Annotated in this window: 18 protein-coding genes; 8 read left to right on the forward strand and 10 right to left on the reverse strand. The window is 59.9% G+C overall.

Going from position 1 to position 19,891, the window contains the following annotated elements; all coding sequences use genetic code 11:
• Positions 1–9 precede the first annotated feature (9 nt).
• The 3 genes from RAS12_RS25705 to RAS12_RS25715 all read right to left on the reverse strand — a co-directional run bounded on the left by RAS12_RS25705 (position 10) and on the right by RAS12_RS25715 (position 2,351).
• Positions 10–1,281: a type II toxin-antitoxin system HipA family toxin gene (locus tag RAS12_RS25705; RefSeq protein ID WP_306942693.1), complete on the reverse strand. Its 1,272-nt coding sequence runs from the start codon at positions 1,279–1,281 to the stop codon at positions 10–12.
• A complete protein-coding gene (locus tag RAS12_RS25710; RefSeq protein WP_306942695.1) occupies positions 1,278–1,781 on the reverse strand; it encodes a helix-turn-helix domain-containing protein in 504 nt (167 codons plus the stop codon). The genes RAS12_RS25705 and RAS12_RS25710 overlap by 4 nt, the downstream gene beginning before the upstream one ends.
• A gap of 315 nt (positions 1,782–2,096) precedes the next feature.
• Complete coding sequence (locus tag RAS12_RS25715) at positions 2,097–2,351, reverse strand: hypothetical protein (protein ID WP_306942696.1); 255 nt, start codon at positions 2,349–2,351, stop codon at positions 2,097–2,099.
• A 138-nt stretch (positions 2,352–2,489) separates the two neighbouring features.
• On the opposite strand from RAS12_RS25715, the gene RAS12_RS25720 reads away from it, so the two are divergent.
• Positions 2,490–3,038 carry a MolR family transcriptional regulator gene (locus RAS12_RS25720; RefSeq protein ID WP_306942698.1) on the forward strand — a complete coding sequence of 183 codons (549 nt, stop codon included), beginning with the start codon at positions 2,490–2,492 and terminating at the stop codon, positions 3,036–3,038.
• Positions 3,039–3,096: 58 nt separating this feature from the next.
• Here RAS12_RS25720 and RAS12_RS25725 read toward each other — a convergent pair whose 3' ends face one another.
• From RAS12_RS25725 to RAS12_RS25750, 6 genes are all read right to left on the reverse strand, one after another.
• Entirely contained in the window at positions 3,097–4,674 is a 1,578-nt protein-coding gene (locus tag RAS12_RS25725; RefSeq protein ID WP_306942701.1) for a serine hydrolase, read from the reverse strand.
• Positions 4,675–4,681: 7 nt separating this feature from the next.
• Positions 4,682–5,845: a hypothetical protein gene (locus tag RAS12_RS25730; protein WP_306942702.1), complete on the reverse strand. Its 1,164-nt coding sequence runs from the start codon at positions 5,843–5,845 to the stop codon at positions 4,682–4,684.
• 83 nt (positions 5,846–5,928) lie between these two features.
• Entirely contained in the window at positions 5,929–7,071 is a 1,143-nt protein-coding gene (gene ampH / locus RAS12_RS25735; RefSeq protein WP_306942704.1) for a D-alanyl-D-alanine-carboxypeptidase/endopeptidase AmpH, read from the reverse strand.
• A 151-nt stretch (positions 7,072–7,222) separates the two neighbouring features.
• Positions 7,223–8,140 carry a GAF domain-containing DNA-binding protein gene (locus RAS12_RS25740; RefSeq protein WP_306942706.1) on the reverse strand — a complete coding sequence of 306 codons (918 nt, stop codon included), beginning with the start codon at positions 8,138–8,140 and terminating at the stop codon, positions 7,223–7,225.
• A gap of 116 nt (positions 8,141–8,256) precedes the next feature.
• Positions 8,257–8,556 carry a CREC-EF hand family protein gene (locus RAS12_RS25745; RefSeq protein WP_306942708.1) on the reverse strand — a complete coding sequence of 100 codons (300 nt, stop codon included), beginning with the start codon at positions 8,554–8,556 and terminating at the stop codon, positions 8,257–8,259.
• A 21-nt stretch (positions 8,557–8,577) separates the two neighbouring features.
• Positions 8,578–9,297, reverse strand: a complete 720-nt coding sequence (locus RAS12_RS25750) for a Crp/Fnr family transcriptional regulator (RefSeq protein ID WP_306942709.1) — start codon at positions 9,295–9,297, stop codon at positions 8,578–8,580.
• 181 nt (positions 9,298–9,478) lie between these two features.
• On the opposite strand from RAS12_RS25750, the gene RAS12_RS25755 reads away from it, so the two are divergent.
• The 6 genes from RAS12_RS25755 (at position 9,479) to RAS12_RS25780 (ending at position 16,799) form a co-directional block, all read left to right on the forward strand.
• Positions 9,479–10,702 carry an ABC transporter substrate-binding protein gene (locus RAS12_RS25755; protein ID WP_371321220.1) on the forward strand — a complete coding sequence of 408 codons (1,224 nt, stop codon included), beginning with the start codon at positions 9,479–9,481 and terminating at the stop codon, positions 10,700–10,702.
• A 33-nt stretch (positions 10,703–10,735) separates the two neighbouring features.
• Positions 10,736–11,650 (forward strand): beta-keto acid cleavage family enzyme, encoded by a 915-nt coding sequence (locus RAS12_RS25760; protein ID WP_306942711.1) that lies wholly within the window; start codon positions 10,736–10,738, stop codon positions 11,648–11,650.
• A gap of 64 nt (positions 11,651–11,714) precedes the next feature.
• Complete coding sequence (locus RAS12_RS25765; RefSeq protein WP_306942713.1) at positions 11,715–12,491, forward strand: SDR family oxidoreductase; 777 nt, start codon at positions 11,715–11,717, stop codon at positions 12,489–12,491.
• A gap of 135 nt (positions 12,492–12,626) precedes the next feature.
• Positions 12,627–13,202, forward strand: coding sequence for a sigma-70 family RNA polymerase sigma factor (locus RAS12_RS25770; RefSeq protein ID WP_306942714.1), 576 nt, complete (start codon positions 12,627–12,629; stop codon positions 13,200–13,202).
• Entirely contained in the window at positions 13,199–14,197 is a 999-nt protein-coding gene (locus RAS12_RS25775; protein ID WP_306942716.1) for a FecR domain-containing protein, read from the forward strand. The genes RAS12_RS25770 and RAS12_RS25775 overlap by 4 nt, the downstream gene beginning before the upstream one ends.
• 148 nt (positions 14,198–14,345) lie before the next feature.
• Positions 14,346–16,799, forward strand: a complete 2,454-nt coding sequence (locus RAS12_RS25780; protein ID WP_306942718.1) for a TonB-dependent receptor — start codon at positions 14,346–14,348, stop codon at positions 16,797–16,799.
• A gap of 34 nt (positions 16,800–16,833) precedes the next feature.
• On the opposite strand, the gene RAS12_RS25785 is transcribed toward RAS12_RS25780, so the two are convergent.
• Positions 16,834–17,532: a response regulator transcription factor gene (locus RAS12_RS25785; RefSeq protein ID WP_306942720.1), complete on the reverse strand. Its 699-nt coding sequence runs from the start codon at positions 17,530–17,532 to the stop codon at positions 16,834–16,836.
• A 71-nt stretch (positions 17,533–17,603) separates the two neighbouring features.
• On the opposite strand from RAS12_RS25785, the gene RAS12_RS25790 reads away from it, so the two are divergent.
• Positions 17,604–19,643 (forward strand): sensor histidine kinase, encoded by a 2,040-nt coding sequence (locus tag RAS12_RS25790; RefSeq protein ID WP_306942722.1) that lies wholly within the window; start codon positions 17,604–17,606, stop codon positions 19,641–19,643.
• Positions 19,644–19,891 lie beyond the last annotated feature (248 nt).

Below are 19,891 nucleotides of genomic sequence, written 5' to 3' on the forward strand. Positions count from 1 at the left end.
AACCAGAGATCAGGCGTTTGCAGCTCGAAAGGCCTCTGCCATCCGTTCTTGCTCACGCGCCGGTAGTCCCAGTCCTCTGGCCACCGTTCTCCATTGGCTGACGATCCCCTGGAACTCTTCGATAGTTTCATCGGCCTCGTTTAGATTCAATCGAAAGTACGCTGCGACTTCGCGTGCGAGTTCCAGATCTAACGCGTTGTCCGCTTCGGTGATGTTGAGCTTTAGTCCGTCGGCAAAGGGCACCGGGTTCATGTCGTAGGCTTCAGAGAGGCGCCACCCAGCTCCAGGTACCAGAATGAATCCATGGTTGCGCAAGTGATCGTCCGTGTTGGAGACGAGAATATTGAAAACGATTCGTGACCATAGCTCGCGGAGGTCTGCGTTGGTCTGGGACCCATGCCTGATAAGGACCTCAGCCAGCTCCAAGTAGCTGACCCCAGTCGACGCATCATCGCCATCCACATGACCGGTCATGGTCATTGCTGAAGCAAAGTGCAGACGTCGCCCGTCATTGGTGCGATCAAACCTGCGAACCATGAAGCAGTGGTAGTCACTAGCAAATTTCCGCGCTTCAGCGGCCGCGACATTCAGCCCACAACCGACTGCCAGGGCATTGGTGACCATCTCCCATCCACCGACATCATGGTCATCGCGAGAGCTTGGAAACTTGGCGATGTACAAGTGCCCCTGTTCATCAGCCACGCTTGCCTTGGGCCTGGCGCCACCCAAGGAGCCGCCGGGAGCGATCAGCATCCTCAGCCACTCCTGGCCTTGTTCAGACTCATTGTTCGGATCTTCCTCCAGCGCTCGACTCGCTTGCTCCAGCGCTCGAACCTCGGCGAAAGGAGGGGCCGCTAGTCCAACTGTGTCATCGAGAAATTCACCTTGATCTTCTCGCTTGTAACGCAAGGCGCCCACGCGATAGAGATCGTGCACGCCAAGCAGGTAGTCCGTTTCATACAGTCGAGTGCCCGCGGGCTGAATGCCTGCGCGGATATCCCGTGCGAGGCGCCGGTCCATAAGCAGACGGCCCCATTGATCGGGACTGGAGTCCGCGAACACGCCGAACCTGTCTTGGGGCGCAGTGGGATACTGGGGCCCTTCGAACTGGAAGATTTTTGGGTCAAGAACCAGTTGACCAATGACGGGGTCTGCAAGAGCCGCAGGGTCGTACTGAAACTCGAACGTCTCGTGAGCGCGAGTCCTACGAGAGTTCAGGAAGCCTATTCGTTGAGGGTGTGGCAGGCCATCCCAATCTGCATACACTCCGATCATTGTCATTTTTTTTCGCCCTCCTCTCGCTTTTTGGAAGAGGGCTTTAAGAGTGAAGCAAGACTCTTTGAAGTCGTTCGAGAGTTCCCAGCAGAGGATCGGTCTGAGTTGACATAGGTGCCGCTGCTTGGCTCACTGACACTGACTATCTTTCCTTCCCGAGATTCGTGAACTCTCACGCTCCAGCCAGTTCTGGGAGGAACGGATGATGTGGCGCTTGCCCTCAGGAGGCGTGAATCCTGAAGCCGGCGGCCAAGTTCATCGTCGGCCCCCAGCAAGGCGAGGTCTTTTTCAATGCCGAGGACTTGCATGACAGAGAGGTAGGCCCCCATGGTGACTCCGGGCCCACCCGACTCCAGAGAGCGCAGCGTCATCGGTGACATACCTGCACGCTCCGCCACCTGCTTGGCCGTGATCTTGCGGCGCAGGCGAGCGAGTTTGAGCCGCTCCCCAAATTCAGCAAGTAGTTTCTGGGTCGGCGGCATGAGGGGAGCGGTCTTCTTCGCCATGGCGCTAATATTCCTGCATTTTTATGCTGATATAGCCAAAATATTAGCACCTAAGCGGTTGGTATTCCATTGATTCAGACCACAGTCTTTGATTTTCAGAGCTACAAAAACCGCTAATATTTCATCAAAAAAATGGAAATAGTGTAAGAATATTGACACTTTTTCGAGCGTGACACGATCTCGGTCGGGCTGATTCGTTCCTGGTCGCTGTTTTTTTCGAATGCTGCCGCTATGTGTGAATTTGAGTTCGCTTTGTCATGGCAGTGCCGCCACCGCACGGCAACCCATACAACGATTGGCTGAAAAATCAGCGTCCTACTGCTTGAACTCTCTCAGCATCGCCGACGCAATTTCACCAACACGCTGCAATGCGAGGCTGTGCTGGGCTCCCCAAGTGGCAGGAATATTCAGCCGGATGTAGTTCCGGTAGGAACCCGAGGCGCTGAATATTGTTCCTGGCACGATCAGAATTCGTTCATCGAGGCTCGCTTTGAAGAGGAGTTGAGAGTCTATGCGGCTTGGCAACTCCAGCCACAGCGTCGAACCGCCGGCAGGATCGATTGCGCGCAAAGCAATGTGACTACCCTGGTATGGTGTGGCCGTGAAGCTGGGGCCGATCGTTGGCGCCAGTCCTCATGAGATTGTCCGGCCTGAACGTGCATGTCGAGTGATCGCGGGTAAAACACCATAAAAAAAGGAAGAATAGCTATGCAGAATAAAGTTCGGTATCTGGACGATAGCGAGCAGGGCCTTGCCCGGGAAACGAGCCATCCTCGTTTCGTGGCGCTCGCCGTAGAGGACTTCTACTATGACGTCGGTGACGATTTCAGCCCTTTCGGCAGTGATGATGGCAACGACACGCTGAGTGCCTTGGAAGATTGGTACCGAGAGTCAGCGAATGACGACGGCGTTGTGGAATTCCTTGCGGATTTTCTCGACGGATGGGGATTGGATGTGCCTTGGGACCGAGTGCGTGCCGACCTGGACGCCCGAAAGCAATGGCTGGCCGAAGACGATATGCACGAAGTCTATTTTCGTAGCGACTGCCGAGCCATTGTCGCCACCGCGTTCGGTCAGCTGAAAATCGCAGGCCACATCAATGCTGACCTTCTAAAGCAGGCAAAGGCTGCGATAGCGGATCAGCTTTGGATGAATGCGTATGCCCGTGTCAAATATCCAAAATGGCCGTACGCGGAACAAGAAGCAGAGCGCCTGCAGCAAATGCAGTCAGTGCTCGGCCAAGTGAGCAACGCTTAACGACCGGTCAAATTTTTCTCCGGCAGACAACGATGCGAATCTGCCCAATTCGCATCGTTTATTTTTTGGACCATTGGCCCAGGCCGCTGTCATCGTAGAACTTGATGGTAAAGCTGCGAGCCTCCTCGCGATCGAACGTGAACGCGATAGAGGCCAACGAGTCGACCAGCTCGGCTTCCCCGGCTGGCGCGAACGCGAACGTGTCACCAGTCCAGTGGCGCAGCGGGAAGCGCATGCCCTTGGGGCCAAGAACGAGCGCTAGAGCGCCATTCTCTTCCTTGATTTCCGCGCTGCCAAAATAGGCATTGTCGAAACGGCCTGCGTACTGCCGAAGCGGCTTCGCGGGGGCCGGGTCCGCCGGCTTGGACTGCGCGGAGAGATCAGCCTGCGGCTGGAAGAATCCCATCATCGCGCCGTTATAGGCTGCGAACCAATCACGCGACGGTTTACCGTAAAGCGCGGTGTCGATGAATTCGGCAGTGATGGATTCCGCGGCGCCGATTGGCGCGCCATTGGTCAGCACGACGATGCCTATGCCCGCTGACGGCACGATCTTGAATGATGTGCCCGCGCCCAGCAGGAAGGCGCCGGAATGGCCCATCGACGGGCGGCCGCCCAGTTCTGTGTTGACATTGAATCCGTATCCGTAAAAGCCGGAGCGCGAATCGAGGTTGTGCGCACGGGCGCTGAACGCTTGCGGCGACAGCGCGGGAAGCAGCGCGGCGGAGGCCACCAACTGCTTGCCTTGATATTGGCCGTCTGCAAGGAGCAGCGTCAGCCATTGCGCCAGGTCGATCACGTTAGAGGAAACACCGCCCGCCGGCGCCTGCTGATCCGCATCACGTTGTCCTAGCGGCAGGAAATTTCCCTTTTGATAGACGTGCAGCGCAGCGCGATTTTCACGCGCTGTGTAGTCGCTGTAGCGATAGCTGGTTGCCTTCATTCCCAATGGCTTGAACAGCATGTCGTCCGCCAGGCCTTCCCATGGGCGGCCTGCCGCTGCTGCCACGGCTTCGGCGCCAATGGTCGTGCTGAAGTTCGCGTAGTGATAAGACGTGCGGAATGCGTCTAGCGGCAAGATCCGCAGGCGGCGAATGACGTCAGCCCGCGTGAAACCCAGGTCTTCGAGATCATCGCCAGCGGTGCCGGGCAGACCGGACCGGTGCGCAAAGAAGTCGCCGATGGTGGCTTGCGCTGACACATAGGCATTGCTCAGCTTGAAGTCCGGCAAGTAGCGCACTACCGGGTCGCTCCATGCCACCTTGCCTTTGCTGACTTCCATTGCGGCCACCGTGGCAGATAACGATTTGGAAATCGACGCAATCTGGAACACGGTCTGTGCGTCCACGGGGGCATCCTTGCCCAGCTCTCGCTTGCCATACCCTTGGGCAAACACCATCTTGCCATCCACGACGACTGCGACCGCAACACCCGGAACGTGGCTGCGTTTCATGATGTCTTCGACGATACGCGGCAGGTTCTTTACCGCCAGTTCCTTGCTGCCCGACGGAATCGCGATGGCGTCGGCGGGCGGGGTGGAGCCGCTTTGAATGGGCACCGGCTGGGACCAGGCCGTCACGGAGCTGCCAAGCGCGAGCATGCACGCCCAGGCCAAGAGTGTAGGTTTGCTTGTCATAGTGCCCTCAGAATCCCGCTTGATAAGCGATACGAAAAACGCCCTGATTCAGACGTATAGCCTGGTCGCGCTGGTGCGTCACCCCTGCCTGCACAATAAATCCGATTGGCGTCACATACGTGACAGCGCCCGAGACTGCCCAATCCCAATCCGCTAGCAGCCCAAACTGCGCCAGTTTCTGATCATTGCCAGACAACTTGCGTGCGGCAGCCGTGGCGACGAACTGCCAGCGGTCTCGCGACAGCGATATCGACGTGACGCCGTTCCCGTTGGAAACCGGCGCGCCACGGAAGGCGCTGGAAAAGGTTGCCTCGTTGAACCAGCTCATATTCCACTCATTGCCCAGCGGCAGGTCGTAACGCAGCCGCGCCGATACGGTGTTGGCGCTGTGCCCATACCGGGGCTCCACGTACAGCCTGCCTGCGTCCACGCCACCGGACAGCCGGTCCAGACCCGGCAGGTCTTGAAAATCGTACGACAAGATAAATGACTTGAGTTTGTCGCTGAACGCCGGCGGTTGATCGGGCCGGATGAAGCCGCCGTCAAGGCTTAACCGGCGATTCAGGCTCGTGTCGTCACTTTTGAACAGCATGGCGGAGAAGGAGTGTGCGCCGTGACCCGCCGTGGCAAAGGTGTAGCGGCCACCCAATCCAATCGAGCCGCGGAACTCGGAGTTTTCGTTGAACCCGCTGTATAGGCCATCCACCACATGCCAGGCGTCGCCGAACCCAAGATCCATTTTTCCGGCGTACAGCGCGTAGTTGTCAGCGGAGTAGGCGGCAAACAGGTTGTCCAGGTTGACGCCCAGGTCAGAAAACGCGTTGTCCTTGGTGGCATTGGTGGACGAGTTGAACGTGGCTTTCGTGCGAATCGAAAATTGTCGGCTCAACTGAGCAACCAATGCGGCCTCTGCGGTGGGCTGCACGCTGTTCCAGTGCGAACGCGGAATCTGTCCGTGGTCGTCCTTGACACCGAAATAGCCGGTGTATCCGGTCATCAGCAGAAAGCGGCCGTTCAACCGGGGATAGCTGTCTTCGCCATCCCCTAATTCACTGTAGGGCGTCAGGAATATTTCGGTCTTGAAAATGTCCCTGGCCTCTTGCGCGGACACGGCCTGCATACTTAAGGCAAGCACGGCCATGCAGCTGCCCGCCAGTCCTGCGCCTTGCATGCTGGCTATGATCCATGTCCAGCATGTGCGCCACGGCGAAGGACTGATGGGGGTGAGCATTGCCGCACATAACCTTGGCCGGCTCACCGGGCCAGCTCGGCCGCCAGTTCCCGAACCTGCGAATGAATATTCCCGAACATCGCGAAATTCACGCGGCTGGCGACCACAAATACGCCTAGCCCGCGGTTAGGAGACAAGACCGCATAGCTCATGAATCCACCCAGGCCTCCGCTTTTGCCGAGCAATAACGGCGTTTGATTGCGGGGCAGGGTGACGACCCATCCCAGCCCCATGCCGTCGGCGTCGGTCACTTCCGTTCCGACAACAGACTTCAGGCCGTCGTAGGGCAACCAGAGCGCGTGATCCAGCGTAAAGGCTTCTTGCGCTTGTTTGGCGCCGTCCAAATGCCATCGCATCCAGCGCGCCATGTCTGCGCCTGTGGAATAAATTCCTGCGCTGGCGTACATCACGTCAGGCGCCGGGGCGTTTGGATCGGCCTTGCCAAAAGGGTCCAGCCCGGTCATCAAGCGCTTCTTTTGCGCGTCGGTGAGAGTATTGGCCGTATCGGTAAGGCCGGCTGGTTTCAGGACTTCATTGGCCAGCACCGTCGAATAATCCGCGCCTCCCGCCTTTGCCAGCGCATCGCCCAGCAAGCCGAAACCCAAGTTTGAATACAGCGTTGTGGTTCCGGGAACATAGGCGGGCTTGTGGCTGCCCATCCATTTCCAGTAGTAGGCGCGGTCGAAGGCGGAAAAGGGATTGTCCGAAGGCTTGGCATCCGGATTTGGCAGTTCGCGCGGCAGGCCCGCAGAGTGCGTGGCAAGGTCAAGCAGCGTGATCGGACGGCCGTTAACTTCGACGCGGGCGTTGTCCGGCGCGTATTTGGCCAAGGGGTCGGTCAGCTTGACGCGGCCCTTGGCGGCCAGCGAGGCCAGCACATCCCCAGCGAAGACTTTCGAGACGGAGGCGATTCTGAAAATGGAATTTTCGTCTGGCTCAACACCGCTGCCAGGCGCCGTTTCGCCATATGCCTGAATGACGGTTTCGTCACCACGAACCACGGCAATGATGACTGCCGGCGCCCCTGAGTTCAGGTATAGCTGCATGCCGGCCATGGACACGGCATCTTGCAAGGCCAGGTCGGTAGCACGGGCTGGGTTGGCGCCTAACGCGCATACGGTGAGTGCAAGAGTGGTAAAGCGCGAAAAGATGCGAGACGCCAGCATGCCGATTCTCTCAATGAGTTCCAGGGTGCGGGGTTCTCCGCAAGCCAGATGATCCCAAAACCGTGAGAAATGGCTACATTGCCAGGACGAAACAACATGCCGGCGTGACGAACCGCATGTAACTCGGGCCATCGCATGACGCGGGCGGGATTTAGATCCCCATGCGCTCACGCAAGGTTTTCCGGTAAGAACGCGATACCGGCCAAGCGCTGTCCATGGAGCGCATTCTGATCAGCCACTTGTCGACGCTTCTGCGGTCCACATCAACGACATGCAATGCGTTCACGACGGCTGTTCTGTGTATTCGGAAGAATACTTTCTCCGGCAGCAAGGTCAGCCACATGCCAAGCGGGCGCGAATCGAGCACCATCGATCCATTGTCCAACCATATTTCGCTGTAGTTGCCGGCGGAACGCACGCCAATGATGGCTTCCGGCTGAACGCCCCGCACAACGCCGCGCATGCTCAGATAGATCAGGGGCGTGGTGCTTTCGTATAGGGTGGTGCGGGTATGACCAGCGCGGTCCGAATACTTGGCCTGGCCAATGAGGTTGGCGCATTGATACAAGGCATTGACGTCGTCGGCGCACCAGGTTTTGTGTTTGGTAGTGGTGTCGAAGCCGATAATCCCAAACAGTTTTTTGTTGTGGAACACCGGCACGCTCAACACACTCTTATTGCCCTGACGCAGGAACTCCACCTGAATAACGCGGGCAGTGCGGGGTAGATCGTTCACGTCGTGAACCGCCACGGCATAACCTTGCACCATGTACCGGTGCAGCCAAGCGATCAGCGTAGTCGGTACATCTTGAAGTTCGGCCACGAAGGGTTCCGTCTGTCCGCGGCACCATTCATGCGTATTGCGAAACCGAAGCATGTCGGGCCGGTACTCAAGCATCCATGCCCGGTCCACATCTGATGTCTTGCCCATGAAAGCCAGTTGCTCGGATATTGCATCGTCAACAGGGTATTCGAGCAAACTCATCGCGCAGCGATACGGCCAGTCCCTGGAAGGGCTTAATGCAAAATCGGTCGTGGTGTGGGTCTTGAACTTGCCTGCAACCTTCATGTGTGGCCCCCTGCCAAGCCGCGATTTTCTCTCTGGCATTGTCGAATGACAAGTATGTATACGCTTGCCATATGCTTATGCAGGTTGTTCCGAGCGGCGTGGCGATGCCCGGTGCTTCATTCCCTAAACCCCTTCATCGCGTGCGCCAGGTACTCGGCTTTGCTGACCCGCCCGTCTCCGTCGGTATCCATTGCGGCCAGTTGTTCCACGGAGATCTCTTGGACGAGCAAGCCTCTGCTCAAGTAGCCGTCGGCATCCACGTCTTGTTTGGCGAATGCCAACGCCATCCGAGCCTGATATTCCTGCTGGGTGACGGATGCTTTGCCGGAGCTGGTTGCGGGCTGCGCAGACGCGATTCCCGCCGTCAGGGCAAGTATCGCTGTGGCCACGGCCTGCGCCATCTTGGGTAATGTCATGCGTTGTTCCAGGGTTTGAATTCAGACGTGCGTTAAAGGCTTGCGGTTGATTTTGGCAAATTTATACAAGGCATCCCGATCCAGGATCGTCATGCCGCCGTAATGCGTTTGCAACACACCCGCCCGGGCCAGCTGGGTCAGCGCGGCATTGCAACGTTGGCGCGATACGCCGCAAAGGCTGGCAATTTCTTCCTGCGATATTTTCAGACGTCCGTTGGTGCCCGAATGCTGTTCGGCATCCACTTGCGCGGCGACGGCGCGCGCAACAGTGGTGTCGACGTCCAGCAGCACATTGCCGGTGTAGCTGGCCATCAGCCAATCCACGCGCTGCGCCAGATGCGCCATCAGCGCCTTGGTGAATTCAATATTGTTGTTCCACAGGCGTTCGCAGGTATCTCGCGGCAATATCACGACCCGGCTGGGCCGCAACGCAACGACTTCATATTCGAATGGTTCGCGGCGAATCATCGTGGCTTCGCCAAACCAGCTCCCCGTGCTGAAACCCGCCAGCGACAGGGACCGGCCATCCACGCCACGTGATGTCCACTTCACCAGGCCTTCCACCATTCCATACCAGCCGGGCGAACGGGAACCCGCTCGGAACAGGTATTCGCCAGCGGCCAGCGACACCATGCGCAATTCAGAGCGCACCAAATGGCGTTCAAGCTCCGGCAAGCCCTTGTACCAGGGCACGACGTCCAGCATTTTGTCGACCGGACACGGGGCAAGCCGCCGTTTCACGTTTGATGATTCGTTGCCAGCATCCGCAGGCGGTCCGCGCATATTTCCCCCATTTGGCCGAGCCGATACCGCTCAGGTAAACCCTAGGACGCTTTGTCACCATGATGACTGTCCGCGCCAATGGACCGGTCCCAGAATAGCCGAGGCCCTCAGAGCCGAAAAACCATAAAAGGAGATAGGTATGTTGTCAATGCCACGCACGATGACCCGCAGTGCCTTAGCTTGCGGCGCCGCCGTCTTGCTCCTGAACACCCCTGTTGCCAGCGCGCAGATCTCGGACGATGTTATTCGAATCGGGTTCATCACGGATCTGTCCGGCGTCTACTCCGGTCCCGACGGCCCTGGCGGCGTGGAAGCCATCAAAATGGCTATCGAGGAAATGGGCGGAGAAATCAACGGCAAGAAGATTGAACTGTTGACGGCAGACCATCAGAACAAAGCCGATATTGCGTCGGCCAAGGCGCGGGAATGGTTCGACCAGAAAGGCTTGGATATGCTGATCGGGGGCACGAACTCCAGCACGGCGCTGGCGATGTCCAAGGTAGCCGCTGATAAGAAAAAGCCGATTATTGTGGTGGGCGCGGGCGCGCCGGCATTAACCAACGAGCAGTGCACGCCCTATACCTTGAACTATGCGTACGACACGGTTGCTCTGGCGCGTGGCACGGGGTCGGCGGTGGTCAAGGCGGGCGGCAAGACCTGGTATTTCCTGACGGCTGATTACGCCTTCGGCAACGCGTTGCAGGCCGATACGACAAAGGTGGTGGAAGCCGGCGGCGGCAAGGTCGTGGGATCGGTAAAACACCCGCTGTCTTCCAGCGATTTCTCGTCTTTTCTGCTGCAAGCGCAGGGTAGCAAGGCAGAAATTCTTGCGCTCGCGAACGCGGGTGCAGACGCCACAAGCGCCATCAAGGCAGCCAACGAGTTTGGTATTACCAAGACGATGCGCTTGGCCGGTTTGATTATGTTCATCAACGACATCCACGCCATGGGACTGCCTGCAACGCAAGGCATGTATCTGACCGACAGCTGGTATTGGAACGCGTCGGAGCCGTCGCGTGCATGGAGCCAGAAATTCTTCGAAAAGCGCAAGGCCATGCCCTCGTCGCTTCAAGCCGCGGATTATTCCGCCGCGTTGCAGTATCTGCGCGCCGTCAAGGCAACGGGTACGGATGACGCCGATCGCGTGCTGGCCTATATGCGTGAGAACAAGCTGAACGATATGTACATCAAGGATGGGGTGGTCCGGCCGGATGGACGCGTCGTGCACGACATGTATCTGTTGCAGGTGAAGACGCCGGAACAGTCCAAAGAGCCCTGGGACTACTTCAACGTGCTGCAAACCATTGACGGCCATCAAGCCTTTACCACTCAGGCAGAAAGCCGCTGCACGCTCTGGAAGTAAACGGCGCGCTCCTATTTCTACACGAGAACCTTCATGGCCAAACGCAAAGTCATTGTGACCATCGCCCCGACCGGGGGCATGGCATTCAAGAGTCAGAATCCGCATCTGCCAACACAACCGGCGGAGATCGCCGAGGACGTTTACCGCTGCTACAACGCGGGAGCCAGCGTGGTGGCGCTGCACGCGCGCCGGCCGGACGATCAGGCCACGTGCGACCCGGCGATCTACCGCGACATGAATCAGCGCATCCGCGAGCGCTGCGACATCGTGCTGAACAATTCAACTGGTGGCGGCGTCCATGGCGATATGGTCAAAGAGACCTATCCCGGCAACTGGGAGATATTGTGGGAAGAGCGTATCCGGGGCATGGATGCTGGCGCTGAGATGTGCACGCTGGACGCCACGACACTGAATCTGGCATTCGGCGATCGCGAATATCTGATGAATACACCGTTGAGCAAGGCTCGCGAGCTGGCGGCGGGCATGAAGGCGCGCGGAATCAAACCCGAGTGGGAAGTCTTCAGTCCTACCCACATTCTGCAAGACGCTACGACCTTGATTGATGAGGGCCTGGACGAAGCGCCGCATTTCATTAATCTGGTCATGAATGTGCATCGGAATTTCCAGAATGCGATGCCGTTTTCGCCGCGCCATCTGCAAATGATGGTGGACCTGTTGCCGAAGAACAGCATCTTCTGCGTGAGCGGGATTGGGCCGTCGCAATTGGAAGCCAATATTAGCGCGCTGCTGTTGGGCGGCCATGCGCGTGTTGGTCTGGAAGACAATCTGTACTACCGCCACGGAGAGCTTGCGACCAACGTCCAGTTGACCGAGCGCGTCGTACGCATCATCCGGGAAATGGATATGGAGCCAGCCACACCTGCCGAGGCGCGTGAAATCCTGGGCCTTCCGCAAAAGAGCGGCATCCGCCCCGAGTTCGCGATCTGACCCCGGTTCTGGCCAGCGCGGCAATCCACCGTGCTGGCGTTTATACATTTAGCGGCGAAGCAACATGAGCGAATCTCTGAAAGGAAAGCGGGTTCTGGTCACGGCGGGCGCACAAGGCATAGGCCTGGCGATCGCCCGGAAATTCCTGGCGGCGGGCGCCACCGTACATATTTGCGACGTGGACGCCAATGCCTGCCAGGCAGTGATGGATGAGCACCCCTCGTTAAGCGTCAGCCTGACAGATGTGTCCAACGAGGCTCAGGTGCTTTCCCTGTACGACGAACTGTCCAGAAAGTGGGGAAAGCTGGATGCGCTGATCAACAATGCGGGCGTCTCTGGACCGACAAGCCGGCTGGAAGACACCACGCTGGATGCCTGGCAGAACACGCTGGATGTGAATCTGACCGGCGCCTTTCTTTGCGCGCGCAGTGCGGTGCCCCTGCTGCAGGCGGCCGGGGGCGGCGCCATCGTCAATGTCTCGTCGGTGGCGGGCCGTTTGGGCTTTTCGCTGCGCACCCCCTATAGCGCCAGCAAGTTCGGCATGGCGGGTTTGACCCAAACCTGGGCGATGGAGCTGGGTCCGTCCAATATCCGGGTCAATTCCGTTTTGCCGGGCGTGGTGTCCGGCGACCGGGTGGAGCGGGTGATTGCTGCCCGCGCGGCCGCTGGCGGTGTCAGCAATGACGAGATGCGCGAGCAACTGGTTGAGAAGGTGTCGATGCGGCGCATGACGACCCCGCAGGATGTTGCCAATCAGGTGGCCTATTTGTGCTCGGACGAGGGCGCAATCATCAGCGGCCAAAGTATTTCGGTCTGCGGCAACGTCGAACACCTGGGTTGAGGCACGCGCGCCACACCGGACTTGTCCGGCGGTTGCCAAAGGGCTGACCGCCGGTCCATAATCTGCGCTCTATCTTTAACTGATAACCGTTCGCATTACGAATCGTGCGAGGTTGTCGCGTGAGCGGGCGAGATCGTGAAGGGTTCGGAACGCTTTTCCAATGACTTCGAGCGTCTGTATGGCAACCATCACAGCTGGTTGCTGGCCTGGGTGAATTGGCGCCTGGGCAATGCGGCGGATGCCGCCGATCTGGCGCATGACGCATTTGTGCGCCTGCTGACGCGGCCCTGCCATTTCGACACCGCCCAGCAGGCCCGGACCTATCTGCGGAAAATGGCCAATGGCATGTGCGTCGATCTGTGGCGCCGCCGCAGTCTTGAGCAGGCTTGGCTGGATGCGTTGGCGACTCAGCCGGAGCCGGTCACCTCGTCCGCCGAACAACAGGCCATCGTGCTTGAGGCCTTGGGTGAAATCGACGCGATGCTGAGAGAACTGCCTCCCAAGGCGGCTCATGCTTTTGTCATGGCTGTGGCTTGCGAGATGACAGATCAGGAAGTGGCCGACGTTCTGAATGTGTCGTCCCGCATGGTGCGCAAGTATGTCGCGCAGGCCATGCTGTGCTGCATGAAACTCGAAGCGCGGCTGGCTGCCGGACTCCCGGAAAACAAAGGTGAGCCGCCGATGTTGGCGCCCTGCGTGGCGGCGTTATGAACATGGCCGAACCGGCGTGTTCAGAGCCTTCTCATCAGGCCATGGAGCAGGCTGCCGAATGGTATGCGCTGCTGCGCACCGGCCAGGCCACGGCTGCCGAACAGCATGCGTGGCGGCAATGGGTGGAGGGGGCCGCAGAGCATCAGCAGGCGTGGAGCTACGTCGAGCGCATCGGCCGCAGGTTTGCACCGCTGCAAGCCAGCCCGGATCGCAATGCAGCCGTTACCGCGTTTCGCCACGCGGCTCAGATTGCGCCTCGGCGCCGGCGGCAGGTATTGCTGGGGCTGGCTGGGACGCTGGGGATGGGCTGGCTGGGATGGACCGCCTGGCGCCAAACGCCATTGCCGCTGATGGCATCGACCTGGGGCGCGGACCATCGAGCGGGCGTCGGTGAAACGCGCCGGATCACGCTGCCTGACGGCACCGAGGTCTGGCTCAAGGCGTTGAGCGCGTTCAATACCGCCTACACCGCCAAAGAGCGCCGTTTGCAGCTGCTGACGGGGGAAATGCTGATCGATACCGGCCGGGACCCGCTGCGACCATTCTTCATTGATACCGCGCAGGGCCGGTTACAGGCTTTGGGCACCCGCTTTACCGTGCGCCAGGATGACGGCGGGATTCTGGTTGCCGTCTATGAGGGCGCCGTCCGCATTGATACCGCGCGTTCGGGCGCCGCCGGCATCGTGCAAACGGGCCAGCAAGCACGCTTCACTGCCGATGCGCTACAGCCGGCCGCAGCTGCGGACCCTGCGCGGGAGGCTTGGGCCCGTGGTGTGCTGGTGGCTGACAACACCACGCTGGCAGACGTCGTTGACGAACTTCGCCGCTATCATGCGGGCCACTTGGGCCTGGCCCCTGGCGTCGCGCATCTGCGTGTTTTCGGCAGCTATCCCATCGATGATGCGCAACGCGCGCTGGACATGCTTGCGTCGGTGCTGCCCATTCAAGTGCGCCGCACCTTGCCGTGGTGGATAAGCGTCGAGCCGCGGGGCTAGAAATATTTCGCGCAGGGCAGTTCCGCATTTCGCCTGCTTGTTCGATTAAGGATAGTGAGAGTGAAGCGGGCATGTGAATGCCCAGCCAGATTGCGCCTACCGCATCGCTCTCATCCCTTAATTTTCCGCACGAGAGCACAGGTCCGTCATGTCCCATTCTTCCCCCGCCGCAGCGCCGCCCGCCAAGCCCCTAACGTGCCGGACAGCTGCCCGGGCTTGGGGCCTTCCTTTAGCGCTTGCCGTGGCGTTGTCATCGGTTTGGACGCCCGCCGCGCAGGCGCAAGAGGCATTGGCGGGAACGGGGCAGGCAGCGGATTTGTTGACCCTGGATATTCCTGCTGCGCCCTTGAATCAGGTGTTGGCGCGGCTTGCCAATGAGTCAGGTGTTTTGCTGGCGGCCAGCCCGGATCTGGTGGCAGGGCGTCAAAGCGGCGGGGTGCGCGGACGCTACACGCGTGCGCAAGCGCTCGCCCAGGCCTTGTCCGGCACCGGGCTGCGCGCTACGCAAGTGGCGCCGAACCAGTATCGGCTGAGTGTGGCGCCGGAAGCCGGGACCGCAACGCTGGAGCCGGTAACCGTGACCGGCAGCGGGCTGTCCAGCGCATTGCCGCCCGTCTATGCCGGCGGCCAGGTGGCGAGCGGAGGCCGTATCGGCCTGCTGGGCAATCGCGACGATATGGACACGCCTTTCAGCGCCACGCAGTACACGTCAAAACTGATCGAAGATCAGCAGGCGCAGAACATCGGGGACGTGCTCGTCAATGATCCTTCTGTACGCAATACCTATTCACGCGGCGCGGGCCGTGACGAGTTCAATATTCGCGGGTTCACGCTGTTTAACTACGATGTGTCCTTCAACGGCTTGTATGGCGTGTCGCCGCGCAACTCGAGTTCGTTGATCGGTGTGGAGCGCGTGGAAGTGCTGCGTGGCCCCAATGCCTTATTGAACGGCATGGCGCCTTATGGCTCCGTGGGCGGGTCGATCAACCTTGTACCCAAGCGGGCGGGCCCCGACCCATTGAACCGGTTTACGCTGTCCTACATTGGCGACAGCCAGTTTGGCGCGCATGCCGACCTTGCGCGGCGCTATGGCGACAGCCAGGAATGGGGTGTGCGGCTGAACGTGGCGGGCAGCGGTGGCGACCTGCCCATGGATGGGGCAAAGGAAAGTTTGGGCGCGGTGGCGTTGGGCCTGGACTACCAGAGCGAGCGCTTTCGCGTTGAGGGCGACATCAACTATCAGAACCGCAACACCGATGCCCGCAGCGGCTTGCTGTTCCCGCCGCCCGAGGGCGTGAAGATCGGCGCAGCGCCCGATGCACGAGGAAATTTCTTCCCGTCCTGGACATACTGGAAAACAAAAGAGTGGTCGGGCGCGCTGCGCGCCGAGTTCGACGTGACGCCGGATTGGACCGTGTATGGGGCCGTGGGTGCGCGCAAGCACGATTTTCAGAGCATGCAAACGAGTTGGCTGATGTTGGATGGCGACGGCAACATCGGCGCCGTGCCGGCCCGCCTGAATGAATCGCTGATCAGCAAGACAGCCGAGGCAGGCGTGCGAGGCCGTGTAATGACGGGGCCGATCAAACACGAGCCTGCGCTAAGTGCGAGCGTTCTGGATATCGATTACTCGTCAGCCCGTATCCGGTCGCGCACGGTTTTCTCGAACATTTATCAGCCTGCTGACCTGCCCAAGCCGGATATCGCCCGCCCCGGAGATCTGCCCAAGACCAGCGAATCTCGCTTGTACAGCATCGCCTTGGCCGACACGATATCGTTCGCCGACGACCGGGTGCAGCTGATCGCGGGCTTCAGACACCAGACGATCGAATCGGCCAACTTCGATGCGGCTACCGGAAAGCGCGCCTCTGAGTACGACAAATCCGCGATCACGCCCGCCTTTGCGCTGACAGTGCGGCCTACGGAACGGTTGTCGCTGTATGGAAACTACATTGAAGGCTTGAGCCAGGGCGGCACTGCGCCGGAAGGCTCCGTGAATGCGGGAGAAGTGTTTGCCCCCGCTATTGCCAAGCAGTTTGAGCTTGGAGCCAAGTATGACTTCGGCCAGTTTGCCACCACGTTGAGCGCTTTTCAGATTGAACAGCCCAGCAGCTTTTTGGACCCCGCGACTCGGCGCTATGTGGCGAATGGCCAGCAACGAAACCGGGGCCTGGAGTTTTTGGTGCAAGGCGATGCGGCTCGCGGCGTCCGGCTGCTCGGCGGGGTGGCGTACACCGACGCGCGCCTGACTCGCACCGAGGGCGGTGTCAACGACGGGAATCGGGCGCCGGCAGCGCCCCGCTTTCAATTCAATGCCGCGGCGGAGTGGGATACGCCTTTTCTGCCGGGCCTGACGCTGACCGCGCGGATGTTGCGTACCAGTCAGCAGTACGTAGACGTGGGCAATACGCAGGAGATCCCCGGCTGGACCCGCTTTGATGTAGGGGCGCGTTATGCCTTCAAGGCCAACGGTACGCCGATGGTCGTTCGCGCTACGGTCGAAAACGTGTTGAATAAAAACTACTGGCAGTCTGCTGCGCGTGAAGGCTTGACCGTAGGGGCGCCGTTGACGGTATTGCTGTCCGTGTCGGCAGAATTCTGAAAGCGGTCTGGAACGGGGGCGCGCCAAGGTTGGCTTAGGACAGCACCTCGGCCGGCTCATAAAAGCAGTAGCCGCTGTTGCGCAGCGTCTTGACCGGCAGCGTTTGTCCGCTGACATCTTCGACGCGCCGCCGCAGCCGGCGCATCTGCGTGTCCAGGCGGCGCTGGTCGTAGTCCAGGAAGTCGGCGCCCAGCGCTTCGATGATCTGACGGCGGCTGATGTTTTCGCCGGGCTGGCTCATCAGGCAGCGCAACACCATCAGGTCTTGTTGCGACAGCGGCACAGCGGGCGCGCCGGGAATATGCAGCCGGCGTGGGCCCACTTCCAACATCCAACGGACCGGCGCGCCCGGCCCGGGCTGCTGTTGCAGGCCCAGACGGCGTACCAATGCCGCGAGCGTTGCGGCCAGCTCATCCAGGTCGCAACCCTTGCCCAGATAATGGTCCGCGCCGATGCCCAGGCCCGTTATACGGTCCGCACTGGTCTGCCGCGCACTGAACACCACGATGCCCAATTTCTGGCCAGCCTGACGCAGCCTTTGGATCAGATCCAGTCCGCTGCCATCCGGCAGGCCAACGTCGATCACCGCCAAGTGATGACGGCTTGCATCGAAATCGCGGTCGAATTCCTGCAGGCTGGACACGCATAACGGCGTGTAGCCTACCTCTTCCAAAAATTCGCCCAGTTCGTGGCGCAAAACCGGCTCGTCTTCTAGAACGATCACCTCAAGCATGGGATATTTCCGCTGTGAAAGCCGCCCTCAGCCTGGTGTACTCTGCCTGGTTGCTCGGGAAATGCGACTTGATGAAACGGAAATATTACCGCACGGCAGGAACGTGGCTGACGCTGCTGGCGCTATGGCTGGTCAGCGTATGGAGCGCTGCGGCGCATGCGCAAACGGCGCCTTTGCGTCTGGATGCGCATGGCGGCATGCAGGATGCGGCGGGTTATCTTGAGCGCCTGGACGACCCCGATGGCCGGCTGGATGCGATGACCGCCGCAGGGGCTGACGGCTGGCGCGCATTGCCGGGCAGTCTGAGCGCGGGCTTCACGCCCGCCACCGTCTGGCTGCGTCTGCCGGTGCAGGTTGATGAGATGCCATCTGGCGGCTGGATGCTTCGGCTTGGTAATGCGCTGCTGGATGACGTGCGCGTATACCGTGCGCAGGGCCACGGGTGGACAGAGCTTGGCCGTAGCGGCGAAGACCTGGCGCGCGGGCGTTGGCCTGTGGACTATCGCAGCCCTGTGATTCAGTTTGATCCGCCCGGCGTGGGTTCCTATGTGCTGCTGGTGCGTTTGCAGAGCAAGAACGCGTTGGCGACGCGGGTGGAAGTCTGGCCGCGGCTGGCGTTTGATAATCAGTCCCGGCGTGAAGGCTTGTTGTTCGGGCTGTATTTCGGCTTCTATCTGCTGCTGATCTGCCTGCACGCCGTGTTCTGGTGGACAACGCGCGCGCCGATGAGCGGTCTGTTCCTGGCCTATATCGGCAACTGTGTTTTCAATGAAGTGATGTCTTTGGGGCTGGTGCAGCAGTTGACGGGCCTGCCCGTCGGCTGGAGCGACCGCATGCTGGGCGTGGGCATCGCGATCAGCCTGCCCGTGGCTATGCGCCTTGCTGTCCGGCAATTGGATCTTAAGGCACTGTATCCGCGCACCATGCGCTGGATGGACCGGATGGTTTGGAGCATCGCTATTGCGTGCGCGGTGCTGGTCGTGGCCGGGCACTACGGATGGGGCATGCAGCCGATACAGTTGCTGGCCTTGATGATGATTGTGGGGTTCTCCACCCTGGCGGGGTATTTGCTGTGGCGCGGCTGGCGGCCGGCCCGCTTTTTCGCGGTGGCTTTCGGTGTGTTCTACGTGGGGGTGCTGATCGCCTTCTTGCGCAATCTGGGCGTGCTGCCTGTGAACGCCTTCACCGAATACGTATCAACGCTGGGCACCATGTTGCACATGCTGTTGCTCAGCCTGTACATCATGGGGCGGCATGAGCGCGAGCGGCGCCTGAAGGAACGGCAGCAGGCCAATCTGGCGGCGGACCTTGCGCGTCAGCACAGCCAGCGGCTGGAGCTGGAGGTGGCGCAACGCACGGCTGACATGCAAAGCGAAATCCAGCGCAGGGTGCAGCTGGAAGAGGAATTGCGCACGTCTTTGGAGTCAGAGCGGTTGGTCTTTGCTGAACAGCGCGACTTCGTGGCGATGGTGTCGCACGAGTTCCGCACGCCGCTGGCCATCATTACGACGTCTGCTCAACAGCTGAGCCGCAACCTGGCTGCGCCGCTTGAGAAAAGCCTGGCGCGCTGCGGAAATATCCGAGGCGCGGCGATGCGGCTTTTGACGCTGGTCGATGAATACCTGACAGACGACCGCATGCGCGAACCGCAAGCAGATCTGCGTCCGGCGCAGTGTGATGTGCTGGCGCTGCTGGCGGACCTGGATCGTGAGTTTCCGCCAGGCCGGGTACAGATCGAGGCAGGCTCCGGCGGCCATATTCTGATCTGCGACGCCGGCCTGCTGCGTATCGCATTGCGTAATTTGTTGGCCAACGCGGACCGGCATTGCGCGCCGGGTGGGCAGGTGCAGGTCAATCTTCGGGAAGAGGGCGAGCGCCTGCAAATCGAAGTCGCCAACCCCGGAAATTTGATCGCTCCGGTCGAGCAGGACCGGCTTTTCCAGAAGTATTACCGTGGTCAGAACGCGCTGCGCCATCCGGGCGCGGGGCTGGGTTTGTATTTGGTCAGAAGCATTGCAGAGCGGCTGGGCGGTTCGGTGGTGCTGAAGTCCGCGGGGGGAGACGACCCCGTGAGTTTCTGCCTGAGTTTGCCCCGGGCGCGATCGACGTAAACGCGGCGGGACACACTCACTGGCAATGTCGACATCAGACAATGTTGCGTGAAAGCATCTATTTGTATCTTTGGCCGAAGCTTGTGCTTTTGGAATTTCCGCCAAAATCGACCAAATACGGGCTAATTGTTGGCTTTATCGATCTGAAAATCGCACTTTTACGAAGCGCTCAGATTTGCTCAGATTTGAAGAAGTAATCATCGGTATATTTCAGCAGCGAAATTTACAAATTGTGACGCTGCCCCGTT

The sequence above is a fragment of the Achromobacter seleniivolatilans genome, from assembly GCF_030864005.1.
Lineage (GTDB): Bacteria > Pseudomonadota > Gammaproteobacteria > Burkholderiales > Burkholderiaceae_B > Achromobacter > Achromobacter seleniivolatilans.